The organism is Streptomyces sp. LBL, from assembly GCF_029893585.1.
Taxonomy (GTDB): Bacteria; Actinomycetota; Actinomycetes; order Streptomycetales; family Streptomycetaceae; genus Streptomyces.
In genome coordinates this window covers 56,921-71,096 of the sequence record NZ_JARXYX010000039.1, presented here as the reverse complement: position 1 = coordinate 71,096, position 14,176 = coordinate 56,921, and the positions used below count along the sequence as shown (strand labels likewise).

General features: G+C 66.8%; 21 protein-coding genes. 5 read left to right on the top strand and 16 right to left on the bottom strand.

What is annotated here, in order from left to right:
* Window positions 1–8: 8 nt before the first annotated feature.
* The 10 genes from M2271_RS36035 to M2271_RS35990 form a co-directional block, all read right to left on the bottom strand.
* A complete protein-coding gene (locus M2271_RS36035) occupies window positions 9–143 on the bottom strand; it encodes a hypothetical protein (protein WP_280891673.1) in 135 nt (44 codons plus the stop codon).
* 159 nt (window positions 144–302) lie between these two features.
* Window positions 303–530: a hypothetical protein gene (locus M2271_RS36030; protein WP_280891672.1), complete on the bottom strand. Its 228-nt coding sequence runs from the start codon at window positions 528–530 to the stop codon at window positions 303–305.
* A gap of 30 nt (window positions 531–560) precedes the next feature.
* Window positions 561–1,169, bottom strand: a complete 609-nt coding sequence (locus M2271_RS36025; RefSeq protein ID WP_280891670.1) for a hypothetical protein — start codon at window positions 1,167–1,169, stop codon at window positions 561–563.
* Window positions 1,166–1,819: a putative 2OG-Fe(II) oxygenase gene (locus M2271_RS36020; RefSeq protein ID WP_280891669.1), complete on the bottom strand. Its 654-nt coding sequence runs from the start codon at window positions 1,817–1,819 to the stop codon at window positions 1,166–1,168. Before M2271_RS36020 ends, M2271_RS36025 begins: the two co-directional genes overlap by 4 nt.
* Window positions 1,816–2,559: an HEXXH motif-containing putative peptide modification protein gene (locus M2271_RS36015; protein ID WP_280891668.1), complete on the bottom strand. Its 744-nt coding sequence runs from the start codon at window positions 2,557–2,559 to the stop codon at window positions 1,816–1,818. The genes M2271_RS36020 and M2271_RS36015 overlap by 4 nt, the downstream gene beginning before the upstream one ends.
* Window positions 2,559–3,326, bottom strand: coding sequence for a hypothetical protein (locus M2271_RS36010; RefSeq protein ID WP_280891667.1), 768 nt, complete (start codon window positions 3,324–3,326; stop codon window positions 2,559–2,561). The genes M2271_RS36015 and M2271_RS36010 overlap by 1 nt, the downstream gene beginning before the upstream one ends.
* A gap of 107 nt (window positions 3,327–3,433) precedes the next feature.
* Entirely contained in the window at window positions 3,434–4,240 is an 807-nt protein-coding gene (locus M2271_RS36005) for a hypothetical protein (protein ID WP_280891666.1), read from the bottom strand.
* A 130-nt stretch (window positions 4,241–4,370) separates the two neighbouring features.
* The gene (locus M2271_RS36000; protein ID WP_280891665.1) at window positions 4,371–4,979 is read right to left on the bottom strand and encodes a hypothetical protein; all 609 of its coding nucleotides are present in this window, start codon (window positions 4,977–4,979) and stop codon (window positions 4,371–4,373) included.
* A 131-nt stretch (window positions 4,980–5,110) separates the two neighbouring features.
* On the bottom strand, window positions 5,111–5,629 hold the full coding sequence (locus M2271_RS35995) for a hypothetical protein (RefSeq protein ID WP_280891664.1): 519 nt from the start codon (window positions 5,627–5,629) through the stop codon (window positions 5,111–5,113).
* Window positions 5,626–6,516 carry an ATP-binding protein gene (locus M2271_RS35990; protein WP_280891663.1) on the bottom strand — a complete coding sequence of 297 codons (891 nt, stop codon included), beginning with the start codon at window positions 6,514–6,516 and terminating at the stop codon, window positions 5,626–5,628. Before M2271_RS35990 ends, M2271_RS35995 begins: the two co-directional genes overlap by 4 nt.
* 297 nt (window positions 6,517–6,813) lie before the next feature.
* Between M2271_RS35990 and M2271_RS35985 the strand changes: the two genes are divergently transcribed.
* Window positions 6,814–7,683, top strand: a complete 870-nt coding sequence (locus M2271_RS35985) for a helix-turn-helix transcriptional regulator (RefSeq protein WP_280891662.1) — start codon at window positions 6,814–6,816, stop codon at window positions 7,681–7,683.
* Between the two features lie 17 nt (window positions 7,684–7,700).
* Window positions 7,701–7,922, top strand: a complete 222-nt coding sequence (locus M2271_RS35980) for a DUF397 domain-containing protein (protein ID WP_280891661.1) — start codon at window positions 7,701–7,703, stop codon at window positions 7,920–7,922.
* 225 nt (window positions 7,923–8,147) lie between these two features.
* On the opposite strand, the gene M2271_RS35975 is transcribed toward M2271_RS35980, so the two are convergent.
* The 6 genes from M2271_RS35975 to M2271_RS35950 form a co-directional block, all read right to left on the bottom strand.
* Entirely contained in the window at window positions 8,148–8,603 is a 456-nt protein-coding gene (locus tag M2271_RS35975; RefSeq protein WP_280891660.1) for a hypothetical protein, read from the bottom strand.
* A 98-nt stretch (window positions 8,604–8,701) separates the two neighbouring features.
* Complete coding sequence (locus tag M2271_RS35970; protein WP_280891659.1) at window positions 8,702–9,025, bottom strand: hypothetical protein; 324 nt, start codon at window positions 9,023–9,025, stop codon at window positions 8,702–8,704.
* The gene (locus M2271_RS35965) at window positions 9,007–10,851 is read right to left on the bottom strand and encodes an FtsK/SpoIIIE domain-containing protein (RefSeq protein ID WP_280891658.1); all 1,845 of its coding nucleotides are present in this window, start codon (window positions 10,849–10,851) and stop codon (window positions 9,007–9,009) included. The genes M2271_RS35970 and M2271_RS35965 overlap by 19 nt, the downstream gene beginning before the upstream one ends.
* Before the next feature lie 304 nt (window positions 10,852–11,155).
* Entirely contained in the window at window positions 11,156–11,692 is a 537-nt protein-coding gene (locus M2271_RS35960; RefSeq protein WP_280891657.1) for a hypothetical protein, read from the bottom strand.
* A gap of 77 nt (window positions 11,693–11,769) precedes the next feature.
* The gene (locus M2271_RS35955; RefSeq protein WP_280891656.1) at window positions 11,770–12,045 is read right to left on the bottom strand and encodes a hypothetical protein; all 276 of its coding nucleotides are present in this window, start codon (window positions 12,043–12,045) and stop codon (window positions 11,770–11,772) included.
* A gap of 5 nt (window positions 12,046–12,050) precedes the next feature.
* Complete coding sequence (locus M2271_RS35950; RefSeq protein ID WP_280891655.1) at window positions 12,051–12,236, bottom strand: hypothetical protein; 186 nt, start codon at window positions 12,234–12,236, stop codon at window positions 12,051–12,053.
* 146 nt (window positions 12,237–12,382) lie between these two features.
* On the opposite strand from M2271_RS35950, the gene M2271_RS35945 reads away from it, so the two are divergent.
* The 3 genes from M2271_RS35945 to M2271_RS35935 are packed head-to-tail and all read left to right on the top strand — an operon-like array spanning window position 12,383 to window position 14,122.
* Entirely contained in the window at window positions 12,383–12,811 is a 429-nt protein-coding gene (locus M2271_RS35945; protein ID WP_280891654.1) for a hypothetical protein, read from the top strand.
* Between the two features lie 2 nt (window positions 12,812–12,813).
* Complete coding sequence (locus M2271_RS35940) at window positions 12,814–13,104, top strand: hypothetical protein (protein ID WP_280891653.1); 291 nt, start codon at window positions 12,814–12,816, stop codon at window positions 13,102–13,104.
* The gene (locus tag M2271_RS35935; RefSeq protein WP_280891652.1) at window positions 13,097–14,122 is read left to right on the top strand and encodes a hypothetical protein; all 1,026 of its coding nucleotides are present in this window, start codon (window positions 13,097–13,099) and stop codon (window positions 14,120–14,122) included. Before M2271_RS35940 ends, M2271_RS35935 begins: the two co-directional genes overlap by 8 nt.
* Window positions 14,123–14,176: the final 54 nt, after the last annotated feature.

Below are 14,176 nucleotides of genomic sequence, written 5' to 3'. Positions count from 1 at the left end.
GGACAGGCTCACTCGTCTTCGTTGGTGCGCTGGTCGCCGTTACCTGACGGCTTGCGGTGCCGGGCAGCGGCCGTCGGCACGGCGGTGCGCGCCGAGGTTGTGAACATCTCCTCCAGCTCGCGGAGCTTGGCTTCGGCGTTCAAGTGTCCTCCTGAACAGATCGATTGCCGCGTTGAGTTCGAACTGTGCATACCCATCGAGGGGGCTGGTGATCAGTCCTCGTGCACCAAGTAAGGCGGTGCCGGGACTCATCGTCCAGAGAGTGGGGCGGGGACCGCCGGCGATCCCCGCCCCACAGCAGGTCAGACCGAGGTCGCCGGTGTGGACGGCTTCAGGGTCACCGTGGTGTCCGGGCGCAGGGCCTGGTTGTTCTGGACCGCGCCGCAGTTGTTCGCGCCGGTGCCGACCAGGCCGGCCGCCGCGAGGTTGGTGAACTCCTCGACCGATGCCGCGTCCACGCCCATGCCGGGCGCGTCCAGGGCGAGGCTCTTCGACTTGACGGGGGCTGTGGTGCTGGTGTTGTCGCTCATGCAGGGTCTCCTCTTGTGCGACGGGATAGGTCAGGCGGCCGCGCTTGCGACCACCACGACGACCGCTTGGCCGTCTTCGACTGGTCGGACCGTGCTGGTGAGCCAGCCCGGTCCGACCGTCAGCAACCCTGGGGCGGGGCGGAAGGTGACTTCCCTGCCCCAGGGCAGTCCGGGCATCGCTGTTCCTTCGCTCCCCGCGCGCGGGTCGAGAAGGGCTACGGACCCGGAGTCTTCGTGCCTCGGCTCGGTGGCGTGCAAGAAGCACCAGCCGAGGAGATCGGAGGGAGAGCAGTACTGGGGGAGTTCGAAGCCGCGCCGCCAGACCTGGCCGGTCATCTTGATCTCACGCCCGCGGGGGGCGGCCTCGATCAGGCGCATCTCGTCGGCGACGGCGTAGCTCGGCACGCCGCCGCGGCGCCCGTACTCCTCGTCCAGTTCGTCCATCGAGGCCGCGAACTCCGCCCGCAGGGCCTCCGGATCGGAAAGCAGGGTGTCGAGCGGCACGAACTCCTGCTGCGGACCGTCGATGGGGATGTCGCGGATCCGGGTGATCGGTGCGAGGTCGATGGTGCGGACCGCGCACGCGGTCTCCCACAGTCGGGTGACGGTCTTCCGTCCGGGCTCCAGGAGCGTGCTCATGAAAGGGCCTCCGTGGTGGTGAAGCCGGCGTTCCAGGCAATGCAGATGCGGGTTCCGCCGTGTGGGAGGGTGGCCTGAACGCTGTGCGGTAGCCAGGACGGAAAGCCAACCAGTAGGCCCGGTTTGGGCTTCACGGTGTAGACGCCCGGGGATGCCCGTCGTGCGCAGGCCGCCGGCCGCGGGTCGAGGAGTTGGAGGTGCCCGCCGTCCGGTCCGACGCCGCCGGTCTCGATGTAGTACGTGCCGGAGAACACCGAGTCGTGGTGGGTGTGCTGCCGGTGGCTGCCGCCCTGGTGGTAGACGACCGCCCAGCCCTCGGCACGGATCTCGGACTTCTCGAACACCCGCTCCGCCAGTTCCTCCTTGTCGGACAGGGCGTCGACGGTGAGGTCCCGGATCGCGCCGAGGATGCATCCACGGAGCCAGTCGACTGCCGGGTGCTCCCAGCGCAGGATGTCCAGGCTCGACTTCTGCGCGCCGATGACGCCGAACCGGTACTCCGGCTGGCGCGCTTCGGCGTCCAGGATCAGGGTGCGGAGCTGGCCGTTCATCTCAGCGACGGTCTCGGGGCCGTGCATCGCGGTCAGGTCGGCCTGGTAGAAACCGGTGGGCCAGGCCGTGAATGTGGTCGCCCGGGTCTCAGTCGTCATATCGCCTCCTGGAGTTGGCCGGCGATGATGCGCCCGGCCGGGGTGAGGTCTTCGTCGATGTCGTTGAGCAGTTCGAGGCAGCCGCGGCCGTACGACGTGAAAAAGTCGACGCGGTCACTGTGGACGTTGAGGTCCTGGTACATGCGGAGGGTGGCGGCTGCCACATGGGCGGCGCCGATCACCTCGCGCGGCGCTCGGTCGGGGGTTCCTGAGGGCAGCGCGACACGGCGTGCATTGGGCACATCGAAAGGCCACAGTTCCTCGATCAGGTACAGCCACTGATGGCATGTCTCGTGAACGAGCAGCTCATCGAGAGCCTGGCCGCTGTCGAACGCGGAGTCCGAGAGGAGAACGTGCTGCGGCCACAGGTAGGTGGAGGCCGACAGCGACGGGTCGCCCTGCTCCAGCAGGTGATACCTGACGGGCAGCCCCATCAAGGGCCGCCAGGACGGGGCCAGATCCGCGAGCCGTAGGACGGCGCGTCGGATGCGCCGTGATCGTGCCACCGGCATCGGCCGAACCGGGAGGGGGAAAGCGTTCGGGCGGGTCTTGACCGCGACCTCCGGGGTGAGCCATGCAGGGAAGTCCTCTTTCGCCGGCAGGTCTTCGGCGTGCAGTTGTTCCCCGTGCCTCTGCCGCACAGCGACCACGCCTCCGAACAGTCGCGGCACGGAGAACCCGTGGTCGAGGAAGGGGACTCCGTTCAGTACGGTGACGTCGACCTGGGTGTCAGCGGACATCAGGCGCTCACCTCGGCGGGCTTGCGTCGTCGGGGTCCGTAGATCTCCCACGGCGGCATGATGATCTCCGGCCGCAGGGGAACTCGTACGAAGTAGTCGGAGCGGGCCATGAGGACAGAGTCGAGGTCGCGGGCGAGGTAGCCGGTCCCGGAGCGGCGGCCGGTCTGCAGGCAGGGAACCGGGTAGTTGCCGTAGGGGTTCCCGACGAACAGTTCGTCCGCTTCCGGCAGTGCCTGCGCGACGAGGCCGGGCCCGCACAGTTCGCCGTTGTAGTGGTCGTATCCGAAGCGTTCGTGCCCTATGAAGAAGTCATCGATGGCTACCACACCGTCGTGGATGGCCCTGAGTTCGTCCCGCAGCGGCCACCGCTCTTGCCAGTGGGCGTCCAGGTAGACCAGGGGCCGGTTCAGGCCGTGGATGAGGCTCGGGAGTAGGGCCGCGGAATCACCGTGCAGAACATTCACGTTCTGGTGGCGTGCGAGCCGCTGCTTGGTGAAGGCGGCATGGTCGGCGGCCATGTCGCAGGTGCGGACCGGCAGATGCGGGTAACGGTTCGCCAGGTACTCGGTGGTGTCACCGAGGTGGCAGCCGGTCTCGACGATGCCGTCGCAGTCGTACGCGTCAATCAGGAAATCGATCTGGAGGGCAGTTGTGATGTCGAATCCGAACGGTCCTCCGCCGTCGCTCAGCTGCTCCTGGCCGAGGCGAGGGGTGGTGTAGAAGGTGAGTAAGAGGGAGGTCAGTCGCGGGTCCTCAGGTGGCGCCATGGGCTCCTCCTCGCCGGTACGCGTGGTGCGCCGGTCTTGTCGGCTTTGACAGTGCTCTTCGGTCTGTTCAAGGGCCAGGCCTCAACTGGCCGTTGATGTGGCGTGTTCTAGGGGCGGGTATCGAGGCCGTTTCTGTCTGGGGCGACCTCGGCTTCGCGATACGCGAGCAGGTCGACGGATTCCACGGCGTCAGGAACGGGGCGCTCCTGCAACCGGGTCCGAAAGTCGGCATTTCGCGCGACAGAAGTGAATTCGCTGAGCCCGGCGTGGACCTCTGCGCTGGAGGTGCCGGGGGCCGGCCACCAGCGCACATGTGCGCAGAAGGATGCCTCCGGAGGCCACAGGGCGCTGGCGATATCCCGTACCACCAAACGCGAGCCGGCCTGAGCTGCCTTGGTCTTCCGCAGCGAGTGTCCGATCTGGGTCAGAGGGTTGGTCTCCCGCCAGGTGTACGTGTGCAGGGGCGGCACGTGTGTCCACGCGTCAGCAGAGCGCTGAGGCGGTGTTTTGCCCGGTTCCATGCGGTAGACGAGCAGGGTGGCCCGCAAGTCCTGCGCCGGGTTGATTGGCTGGCCCGCTCGTTCGACGACGTAGTCCATCGAGCGCAGACTGGTCGTTACGGCTTCCAGACGTGCATCCCAGTCCGATCCGACCTTGTGGTCCGGATGCCACTCGACCAGTACGCACACGTGCGCGCCCCGTGGCCAGGTGCACTCTGGCGCATACAGTGCCCGACACCAGCCGTCGCCCGGCGCGATGTCACGGTCGTGAAGGTCGTAGCCGTCCTTGTGGCCTACCACAACCCGGTTTTCACCGACCTCGAGCTGGTCCAAGTCGTAGTTGACTACCAGAGGCCCCGTGTGGGTCGGGTTGGTCCGGTCGTAAACGGGTGGTCGCGTCCAGTAGCTGCGCACGCTGTCCTCTCAGGTCTAAGGGTCGGAAGTACACGCCACGTCGTGGTCATCGCGGCCCGGCGTGATTTCCGACGCCATGGCCGGCGCCGGAGTCGTACCTGTCCGGTGGCCCGAGCCACCGGACAGGGGTCTAAGGGAAGGCTGCGGCGAAGGCGACCACGGTGGTGCGGCGTAGCTCGCGCACGGCCTGGCGGGCGATGACGAATGGCAGGTCTGGGGAGTCGTAGAGGGCCAGGGCGTTCGGGTCGGGTTCACCCGGCTCGCCGGGGCGGGGGTGGAGCGTGCCGCGGACGCCGATCTGGTCGGCTTCACGGACGCGGAGCTCGACGTGTCCGTCGCCCAGCTGCGGGCACAGACGCGGGGCTCTGTCCGCGCAGGTCGCGCACATGGGTGGGATGGCTGTGTGCACGCCTTCCCAGACCGTGTCCGCGGCGTCGTCGAGGAGAGGGAGAATCCACAGCATCCCGCGTTCATCGCGGTCGCCCGGCTCCTTGCACCCGGCGCACAGGAGTCCCTCCATGGTGGTCTTCTGCCGCTCGGGGTGGAGCTCTGCGGCGTACGCGGGGCCACCGGTGGCAGTCCCCCCGCACATCGCCCACAGCACCCCGTCGAGGTCGCGGTGGAGCGCATCCTGGACGGGGTCGGCGTAGGCGACGCCTGCCGAGGTGACCGCGATGTCCCCGGGCAAGGTGGTCTCCCCCTTCCACGGAATCACGTACGGCGCTATCGGTCGGTCCACGGTGGTCCCCCCGCGTATGTCGGTTGCACAACTGCTGTCGGCCCCTGGTGCCGGAACCGGATCCGTTCCGGCACCAGGGAGTTGGGGCCCGTGCCCGCCGACGTCCAGACAGCGCCGACGAGCACGGAGTCTCAGGAGGTGATTTCGAACCGGGCCGCGAGCGCGGCATGCGGTGTCGGCTCCGGCCGGAACTGCGCCAGGGCCTCACGAAGCGGTCCGGTCGGTATCAGTCGGTCGCTCGCCGGAGGTCGAACCCAGTACGGTCCCGGGGGTGTGCTGCGGGTCAGGGACGGCAGGGTGATCGTGTGGGGAGCGCCGAGGCACACGGCGTGAGAGTGGGGCGCCCACCGGCTGTATGACCCGGGCGGGACCAGCCAGTAGAGCCATCCGCTCTCGGGGTCCTCGATGACGGGCCCGCAGCCGTCTTGGACCGCGTCCATCAGGTCAACGGCGGCACAGGCCTGGAGGCCGGAGCTGGTGATGACGACGTCAAAGAGGGTGCCGCCCAGGCGTACGCGGGTGTCCTGCCCGCGGTCGATGTCGAGGAGAGTACGGATCAGCTCGGCGAGGTCGGCCATGTCCTCAGCGAGGTGGTGGGCGGATGCCGTGGAGCTGATCGGTTCCTGCATCAGGGTCGCGGTGGCGGTCACAGGTCCGCCTCCCCCGGCGTCATGATGGCGCGGACCGTTTTGCCGCCGAGATCCGGCGGAGTGAACCAGCTGACCTCTGCGCTACGCCGAACTTCCCGCAGGCCGCGGCCGAGTTCTCCCGCCAGGGCGGCCTCGAAGTCGGGGAATTTCGGGTGGGGGTCATCGATGTCGATGACGAGCTGTCCGTCCGCGTTGAGGCAGAGGCGTACGGTCACGCTCTCGCCGGGGAAGTCGGGCATCACGCCGTGAGCGACCGCGTTTTCGACGAGGTGAGACACGACTGCCGTAGCGGCGTCGAGGTCCCCCTGCCACCCGATGATGCTGAGAGCGGATCGGGTGATCGCGCGGGCGCGAGACGGGGCGCTGGGGTCTCCGGGGATGGAGAACTGGGGGTACGTCCGTAACGCGGGAACAGGGGCGGGATGCATGGGGTCGTCGGGTCCTTTACAGAGGGAGATGGAGCACCAGGTCCGTGTGCCGTCGGGGCTCGTGCCCCACGCGTCGGCCATGGCCTCGACGAGGAAGAGGCCGCGGCCGCCCTCGTCGGTGGGGCCGGCCTGGCGCAGCTCGGGCCGGAGGGGGGAGCCGTCGGTCACCTCGATCACGCAGCGGGCGCCATCGAGGTACACGCGTACGCCGATGACGTCGCCCTGGCCGTGGCGGAGGGCGTTGGTCGCGAGCTCCGTGAGCAGCAGTTCCGCGGTCTCGGTGAGGTCCGGGCGACCCCAGTGGGTGAGGCCGGCGCGGACGATGCGGCGGAGCCGACGCGGCCATGCGGCGTCTGCTCTCGACAGTCCGTCAGCCTCGGGATCGGGCCGCCGCTCGATGGACAGTTCGAGGGGCGTCCGGATGCCTTCCTGCTGCACGACGTACGCAGGTGGTGTCATACCGAAGACCTCCGGGCGTCCAGTGCGTGACGAAGTGGCAGGGTGGAGCAACATCGCACTGGAATGCGAAATTTATCCACTCGCCTGTCACGGCTTGCGTTGACTCAACTACCGTGATGCATGTGCGAGTTACTGTGCAAGCTCAATGGCGAACGCTCAGTAAGTGGCACATGCCAGATCACCAGCAAGGGCTTGTTCAAGAGGGGGCAGGGAGTGTCACACTCAGGGGCATGAGGTAAGTCGGCACCGGACAGGGGGCTCGTTGAGCACCGACACGCATGGGGAGAGGACGGCACGGTGGCAGCGAAGCGCGGAGCCACATTCCGGCGCAGAGAACTCGGCAAGGAGCTACAAAAACTTCGCGAGAACAAGGGCCTGACCCAGCAGGAGGTCAGCAGGAAGCTGAATTTCTCGCACACGAAACTCGCGCGGGTGGAGAACGGGGAGAACGATCTGCCCCGGGTTAGCGATCTTGAGAATCTCATGGACCTCTACGACCCGGACATGCCGAAGGGGGACCGTGAGACGCTGCTCCAACTGCATCGCGACTCCCTGAGCGACGAGCCCTGGACCCCCTACAAGGCGTTCATGCCCTCGAAGATGCCGACGTACCGGGGCCTCGAGCAGGACGCGACCGTGATGCGCGCTTTCCAACCGAACTTCGCTTTCGGCCTCTTGCAGACGGAGTCATACGCGACGGCTCTCTACCGGATCGCCAAGCCGGTAGACGAGACAACCACCGAGTACATAGAGCAGAACGTACGGCTCCGTCTGGAACGGAAGGAGCTGATCACCAGGTCGGAGAACCCCCTGGAACTGCGCGTCATCATGGACGAGACAGCAGTGAAACGCATGGTGGGCGGCCCGGAGGTCATGCGAGAGCAGTACGACGAGATCGTGCAGCTGGGCAAGCTGGACAACGTAACCATCCAGATCCTCACTCATGATGTCGTGACATACCGCTCGGAAAGCAACTTCGCGATCCTCGACTTCTCCGAAGCGCTCGACCCGATCGTGCAGGTCGACATGCCCAACACCATCAGCGTCACGGACGCACACCGAGAGGTTCAGAGGAACCTCCGCCGATTTGACGCGATGCGAGACAGCGCCCTGCCGCCGGCTAGCACAGCCGGGTTTCTGTACCAACTAGCACGAGAGTGGAATTAGCCATCAAAACACCCATCATGGCCCCCAACGTGGCCGAAGAGTCTGCATGGCGCAAGTCCTCCTACAGCAACGACACCGGAGGTTCATGCCTCGAAATCGCAGCACTGACAAATCAAGTCGGCATCCGTGATTCCAAGGACAAGCAGGGTCCGGCGCTCATCGTGCCGTCCGCTTCTTGGGCCGCATTTGTGACCGGCGTGCAGTCAAACGAGTCCGAGACCCGTCACCTGACCGGCTGACGAGCACTCCGCTCAAAAGAGAGGGCCCCCCTCAAGGTTGTTGAGGGGGGCGCATCGTCGTTCTACCCGTCTCCCCAACCGGCGGGGCGACAGTACGTAACACAGTGTAGGACTGCCCAGCTCGATTGTTCGAGAGCCGCTCAGCCCTGGAATCTCGTTGAACCTGGTCGTGCTGTGCGGTCCGGGCCGGGCTCGCCTGCACACGAGACAAGGCCTCGTTGGTTCCTACTTGATCGGGTTTTCGTCGAGCCAGTCGGACAGGTCATGCGCGGAGCCGAGGATGTCGGGACGGTTCGTGACGCCGGGTGTGGTCCCCCGGTCCTCGCCGACCGCGATGCCCTTCTCCATGGTGTTGATCAGCGCGTACGCGTCTGTCCAGAACTCCGGCTCCACGGCCTTCTCGGCGTTCATCGCCTTCCGCAGTGTGCGGGCGGGCTCCATGAGCGACTGCATCTGGTCCCAGCATGTACCGGGCTTCTGCTCGAGGCAGCCGCCGTCAGTGTCGAACGTGGTCACCGCGGCCTGGAACGTGGTGGTTGCGTCCTCCACGCTCACTGTCTTCGCCTTCGCAGCCGGCTTCGCGGCGTCCGCGTCGCTCGAGCTGCTGCAGCCGCTCACGGCCGCCACGGTCGTGGCCAGCAGCAGCGCGCCGGCCGTCTTCCCCCAAGTGTGTCTCCCCATGACGAAGGATCATCGCATGGCCTACCGACACGGACACGACAAGGGCCCTAGCCGACGGCGAATTCGAGGGGCCCTTTCCCGCAACTCCCCGCACTGGCCTACTTCTTGGCCTCCTTGCTGCTGAACAGACTGCGGAGCGCCTTCACGGCCACGGCGACGCACAGCGCGCATGCGCCCGCGGCGATCAGTGCCGCCACGACGCCGGCGAGCACCAGGAGGCCGATGGTGGCTGCGGCGAAACCGATGCTGATGTACCTCAGCCAGGGGTCGGCCTGCTTGATGATGATCTGCTGTACGGGTGCCTGCCCGTGGCCATGCCCGTGGCCGCACTGGCACACCGCGGCCTGGTACTGCTCGGCAGGTACGTGCGGGGCGATGTGGCCCGGGTAGACGTTTGTCGGAATCACAGACTTGCGGGACATGCAGGGGTCTCCTCGTCGGTGGCGGAGGCTTCGGTGGCGGGGGTGTAATGGGCGGCGGTGAGGGTGTAGACGACGGCCCTGTCGCGCCTGTCGGCCTCCTCCACCCACCCCTTGGCGACCCACTGAGACAGCCACGGGCCGATGGACGTGTGGTGATTGCAGATGCCTTGGCGGACCGCTTCCGGCTTCGTCAGACCGTCGGGTCCGGCCTTCTCAAGGGCCTTCCAAAGCACCTGTCGGTTCTCAGGGATGCGGGACCCGTCAGGGAACGTTGGCACGGCGCGCAGGACCGGCCGGCCACCGCGCGGGCCACCCCTGGACGGCGGGCTGGGCGGCTCGGGATCAGGGTCAGGGTCTGGCTGGGGGTGCGGTCGCGTGGGCTCCGCCGGTACGTCGTCCTCGTACCGGGCGTGCTCCGTGGACACGACGACGATGTCGCCGTCCGTGACGTAGTAGCCGCGGCCCTCGCGGGGCTTCTCGTACCGCCGGGACGAGACCATGACCTTGCCGGGCAGGTCGAGCCAGTCGAGGCGCCACCCACGCCCGTACGCCCCTCGTCCGAAGATCATGTTGATGGGCTCGGTCTCGAAGACGGGCAGGCCGATGCGGGTGCTGTATTGCTGCCGGGCGTCCGTGTCCTTCCCGCCGAATGCCTGCTCGCTGGGGGACTGCGTCGCCGCGATCACCCGGATACCCATGGCGCGGGCCACCTGGTTGATGGTGACCAGCTCGGACGCGACGTCCGGGGCCTGGCGCAGCAGCTCGGCGAGCTCGTCGACGACGAGAATCCAGTACGGGCCGTGCTCACTCGTCCACTTCCTGACCGGCTCACCGTTCGGTCCTCGGAGGGTCGACAGGTACCTGCCGCGGCGGATCATCTCCGTCTTGACCATGGTGAGTACCTGGCGGGCGCCGTCGGCGGAGTCGGCCAGGGCGAGCATGTTCCGGAGCCACGGGCCCAACTCCAGCGCGCCGGGCTTCATGTCGATGCCCAGGACCTCGACGTCCTCGCACGCAACGAGGTTGCCGATCACACAGTTGATGACGCCGGACTTACCCATGTCCGTGCCGCCCGCGATCAGGACGTGCCCGGCCACGAGGTCAATGAAGACCTGCGAACCGTCCGGGTAGATGCCGATGGGCAGGGCCTGCTCCACCGAGGTGATGGCGGGCCCCAGCCACGCGATCGTCTCGGCAAGCGGGTCGTTCGTCTGCATGCGGACGATGAGCTGGTTGGCCTGCGCGCCGACGGCCAGGCGCAGCTTCCCCGGGAGGTCGAGGTTCGCCTCGAGCTGGGTCTGCTTCGTGATGACGGCCTCAGCGGAAGTGTTCTTGCCGGGCGGGAGCGTCACCGCGGCGTGCCATCCGGTGTCGGTGAACACGATCCGGGAGACGTCCTGAGCGGGGACGCCGAGGGCGACCAGGGCACGCCGCAGGGCGGTCTCCTCGACGCTGTCGCCGGTCACGCCGGGCTGGCTGACGTTGACGCCCATCCCGTCGGGCAGCGGGGCGGTCTTCGCGGCCTTGATCTGCAGGGCGATCCGCTCGTGCCGGGTCTTGATCAGCCACGGCACGTAGACGCCATACGAGGCGATCGTGACAACGCCGCCCGCGATGAGCGACGGAACGGACGGGCCGGTCATCGCGCCGACCGCGGTGTTGATCAGGGCGCCGGTGGAAGCGACGCCGAGGGACGCGGCGGGCGCGTTCTTGAACTTGAGCCCGCCGTACGTCAGGGCACCGGCGGCCGCGAGGCCAAGGCCGTATCCGCCCCAGCCCTCCAGACCGACGCCGACGGCGTGGTGCAGCCAGCCCAGGCACGTCATGCCGGCGGTGGCCGCAGCCGGGACCAACTCGTACCGGAGACGGCCACACAGCCGGCACACGGCGCCGAGGGCCTGGCGGGCGCGGTTCCCCGCAGGGATCTTCTCAACGGGTGAGGTGACGTGATCATGCGTATCCGCAGGTCGAAACAGGTCACCTCACCTCGGGGTGAGGGTGGAAAGACGGCAGGGGGCTGGAGTGCGCGAGGGCATCGCGGTGTTCCTTCGTTCGGGACTCCGGCGGTGCTCTCCGCCGGATGGCGCCACAGCGGCGCCGTACGGCCGTGCCCTGCAAGGGAGTTGAGGGCTAACGGCCTTCGGGGCCGAACGCCTCGTCGACGAGTGCTTGACGCCCCACCCGGAGCGATGCGGCGGCCTCCGGGAAGCCGTCCTCCTCGAGCCGGTTGGCGGTCTCCAGGTCGTGCATGGCCAGCACGGCGCGCGCGTATACAGGGGAGAGGGCAAACCGCATGCCGTTCTCCTCGAATTGGTCCTTCACCACGCTGTACGCGGTGCGCTGCTCGGAGGCGGGTGTCCAGCGCGGGGACCGAGGCCGCCGCGCGCGGTCGGGAAAGTATGGGCCGCGGGAGCCGCCGCGGGGCACGGGGTGGTCGTCCGTCCACTCGAGGCCCTTGGCGGTGAGCCGCACTGGTGCGGAGTCGTCGCCGCCGTCGGTGACGTACCCGTCGCCGGTGAGCGGGTAGAACGTGCGTTGGCTGACGACATAATCAGTACCGGCCAGCCGGTAGCGAGCGCGAGGCATCACCTGGAAGGTTGCGCCGGGGGCACCCTGGGCGTGGATGGTGCGCAGCAGGGTTTCGACAGCGGGCGTGAAGTCGGGCATGGAGATTCTGCTCCTCGGCGGGTTTGAGCGGAGAATCGCTCTCAGCAAAGAATCGAACGTCTCGAACGGCGGTCGTGTTACGCCTTGCTCGGAGCGACGGCAGCAACCGAAGCGACCAACGCCCGGGCAAGCCAGCGCCTCATTCGGCCGAGGGCACCGGGAAAGACCTGGGCCAGCGTGACGCCGGCGGCGATGGTGAGGGTGAGCGACAGGTTCGCGAAGGCCCAGCCCGAGACGGCGACACCAATGCAGACCAGGACACCGAGTGTGCCGAGGAGGGGCGGGACGACGGCTGGGTGCGCGAGGGCCAGGAGAAGGAAGGCATACGCGAGCAGCTTCAACTTCGCGCGCATGGCCGTCACTTCGAGTCCAGCGACTGGTGCCGGCTGTGGTCCTCGGCCAGCTTCCGCAACCGCTGGGCTTCTTCTGCGCTGGTGAACCGGATACGGATGCTCGTGGGGCAACCCGGCTCAGGGCATCGGTGGGTCGTCATGAGCTGTGCCAGGCGGACGCGTACGGCAGCGGCGAGACGCAGGGCGTGCACAGGGGTGCTCCTTCATTCGGGACTCGGGCGGTGCTCTCCGCCCTCGGAGAAGACTCTACGGTGTTACTAGCGAGTAGCCGACAACAACTGTGATTGTTGTCGGTAATCTGTGGCGAGACGTCAGAGAACCAACCGAGGGGGAGCAAGTGCGCGAGAACGAGTGGGACGGTCTGGACGAGTGGGGTCGGTTGGCGGCCACCCTCAAGTTCATCAAGGGGTACGCCGCATGGGACGTCGAGCAGTTGGTGCGTCTCATCGGGTCACAGAAGGCCGGCGCCCGCGTCATCGAGCGCATTGAGGAGAAACTGGCCGAGAAAAACATCGGCCATCTGCCGACCAGGCTCCCGACCGACAGCACGCGCCGGGTGCTCCTCTACAGCAAGGAGCATGTGGGCCTTGGCTACATCCTCAGCCTGGTCCACCAACTCGCCACCCAGGAACCGGCCGATGGCGAGAACGCGACGGTCTATCAGCTGGAGTCGCTGCTGAACGGCATCAGTGCGTTGACGCGAGTTACCGGCCGGACTGACGGCCGTTCGAGCAACGTCGACCATGCGCTCGAGAGGGAAGAGTGACGGTGAACGCGGAACAGTGGAACGCCCGCTATCCGATCGGCACGCGTGTGATGGCCTACCCCAGTGGGTGGCCGGAGGACCCGCTGGCGGCCGTGTACCAGAAGAGCGCCGAAGCCGGGCGCCTCTTCGGCGATTGGGACACCGACCCGTGCCAGAGGCTGGACACCGTCACGCGGTCCGTCGCTTGGACCATCGGGCACGGTGCCCCGGTGGTCCTGGTCGAGGGCGAGACGGGCGGCATCGTGCTCGACCAGGTCGCCCCGTTCCTCGCCGGTGGTGACGTACGTGGCTGAGGACCTGCCTACTCCGGCCTCTCGACCGAACCCTCGCCCCGACCTGGATTTCACCCCGGTCCGCAACGGCATGGACTACCTCGCCAAGGCGGTCGACGACCTGACCGCGGGAACCACGACCCCCAGCGAGCGTGACCTGAAGTACGCCGTGCTCCACCTCCAAGCCGCGACCGAGGTACTACTCAAGGCCCGGCTGGTCGGCGAACACTGGAGTTTGGTTTTCAAAAATCCTGGCGGCGCAAGCCTCGAAGACTTCAAGAAGGGTAAATTCGAGAGCTGCACTATCGACGCAACCATGGACAGGCTCGAAAGCATTGCCCAGGTGAAAATATCACCCACGGACCGCACTGCTATCAAAGTACTGGCGGACGACAGAAACGCACTGACTCACTACGGCCATACTGCAAACGCATTCCAGGTCGAAGCCAGGGCGGCACGAGTCCTCGACTTCTTGTTGAACTTCATCACCGAGCATCTACGCCCGATGCTCAACGCTGAGTTTCACAAGAGGATGCATACAAGCAAACCTGTCGATTTCCTCGCTCCGTCCATGGTGGCGGTCGAACAGGGACCCCACTCCCGTGAGCTCAGAAGCGCCCGAGGGGAACTCAGGCAGGTCGACCGGACCATGGACGAGCTACGCATGAAGCTAGGGCGCATTCGGAAGCTTGTCGAAAAGCGCATGCAAGCCATTTCCGGCGATCTGGCGTCCACCGCATATCACACAGTGCGATGCCCAGACTGCCGCCAATGGGCGTTGGTCGTTAACGATGATATGAGCTGGAACCCGATCACCTGCCGCTTCTGTCTGGCTTCATACAACCTTGACATGGCGGCACTTCAATACGTGTGGCGCGTCACTGGCGAGAACAACGGAACCGTTCAGCACTGCCCAGCCTGCGGGGCCACTGACACTTTGGTGATTGGCGCCAGCACGGCCGCTCAGAAAACGGCGAACCTCGCCATCTGCTTCAACTGCGCCCACACCCACGAGGCGAAAATCGATGGCCAGCACTGACCCGGGGCCGCTCCCCCGGGCGGGATCGAAGCCCGTAGGATCGCGACAGGCACT

Coding starts and splice junctions, on each gene's coding strand:
- M2271_RS35980 (WP_280891661.1), top strand. CDS start 7,701: ATGGCCCCCAACGTGGCCGAAGAGTCTGCATGGCGCAAGTCCTCCTAC.
- M2271_RS35975 (WP_280891660.1), bottom strand. CDS start 8,603: ATGGGGAGACACACTTGGGGGAAGACGGCCGGCGCGCTGCTGCTGGCC.
- M2271_RS35960 (WP_280891657.1), bottom strand. CDS start 11,692: ATGCCCGACTTCACGCCCGCTGTCGAAACCCTGCTGCGCACCATCCAC.
- M2271_RS35990 (WP_280891663.1), bottom strand. CDS start 6,516: ATGACACCACCTGCGTACGTCGTGCAGCAGGAAGGCATCCGGACGCCC.
- M2271_RS36015 (WP_280891668.1), bottom strand. CDS start 2,559: ATGTCCGCTGACACCCAGGTCGACGTCACCGTACTGAACGGAGTCCCC.
- M2271_RS35955 (WP_280891656.1), bottom strand. CDS start 12,045: ATGCGCGCGAAGTTGAAGCTGCTCGCGTATGCCTTCCTTCTCCTGGCC.
- M2271_RS36010 (WP_280891667.1), bottom strand. CDS start 3,326: ATGGCGCCACCTGAGGACCCGCGACTGACCTCCCTCTTACTCACCTTC.
- M2271_RS36020 (WP_280891669.1), bottom strand. CDS start 1,819: ATGACGACTGAGACCCGGGCGACCACATTCACGGCCTGGCCCACCGGT.
- M2271_RS36025 (WP_280891670.1), bottom strand. CDS start 1,169: ATGAGCACGCTCCTGGAGCCCGGACGGAAGACCGTCACCCGACTGTGG.
- M2271_RS36030 (WP_280891672.1), bottom strand. CDS start 530: ATGAGCGACAACACCAGCACCACAGCCCCCGTCAAGTCGAAGAGCCTC.
- M2271_RS35970 (WP_280891659.1), bottom strand. CDS start 9,025: ATGTCCCGCAAGTCTGTGATTCCGACAAACGTCTACCCGGGCCACATC.
- M2271_RS35965 (WP_280891658.1), bottom strand. CDS start 10,851: ATGACGTGCCTGGGCTGGCTGCACCACGCCGTCGGCGTCGGTCTGGAG.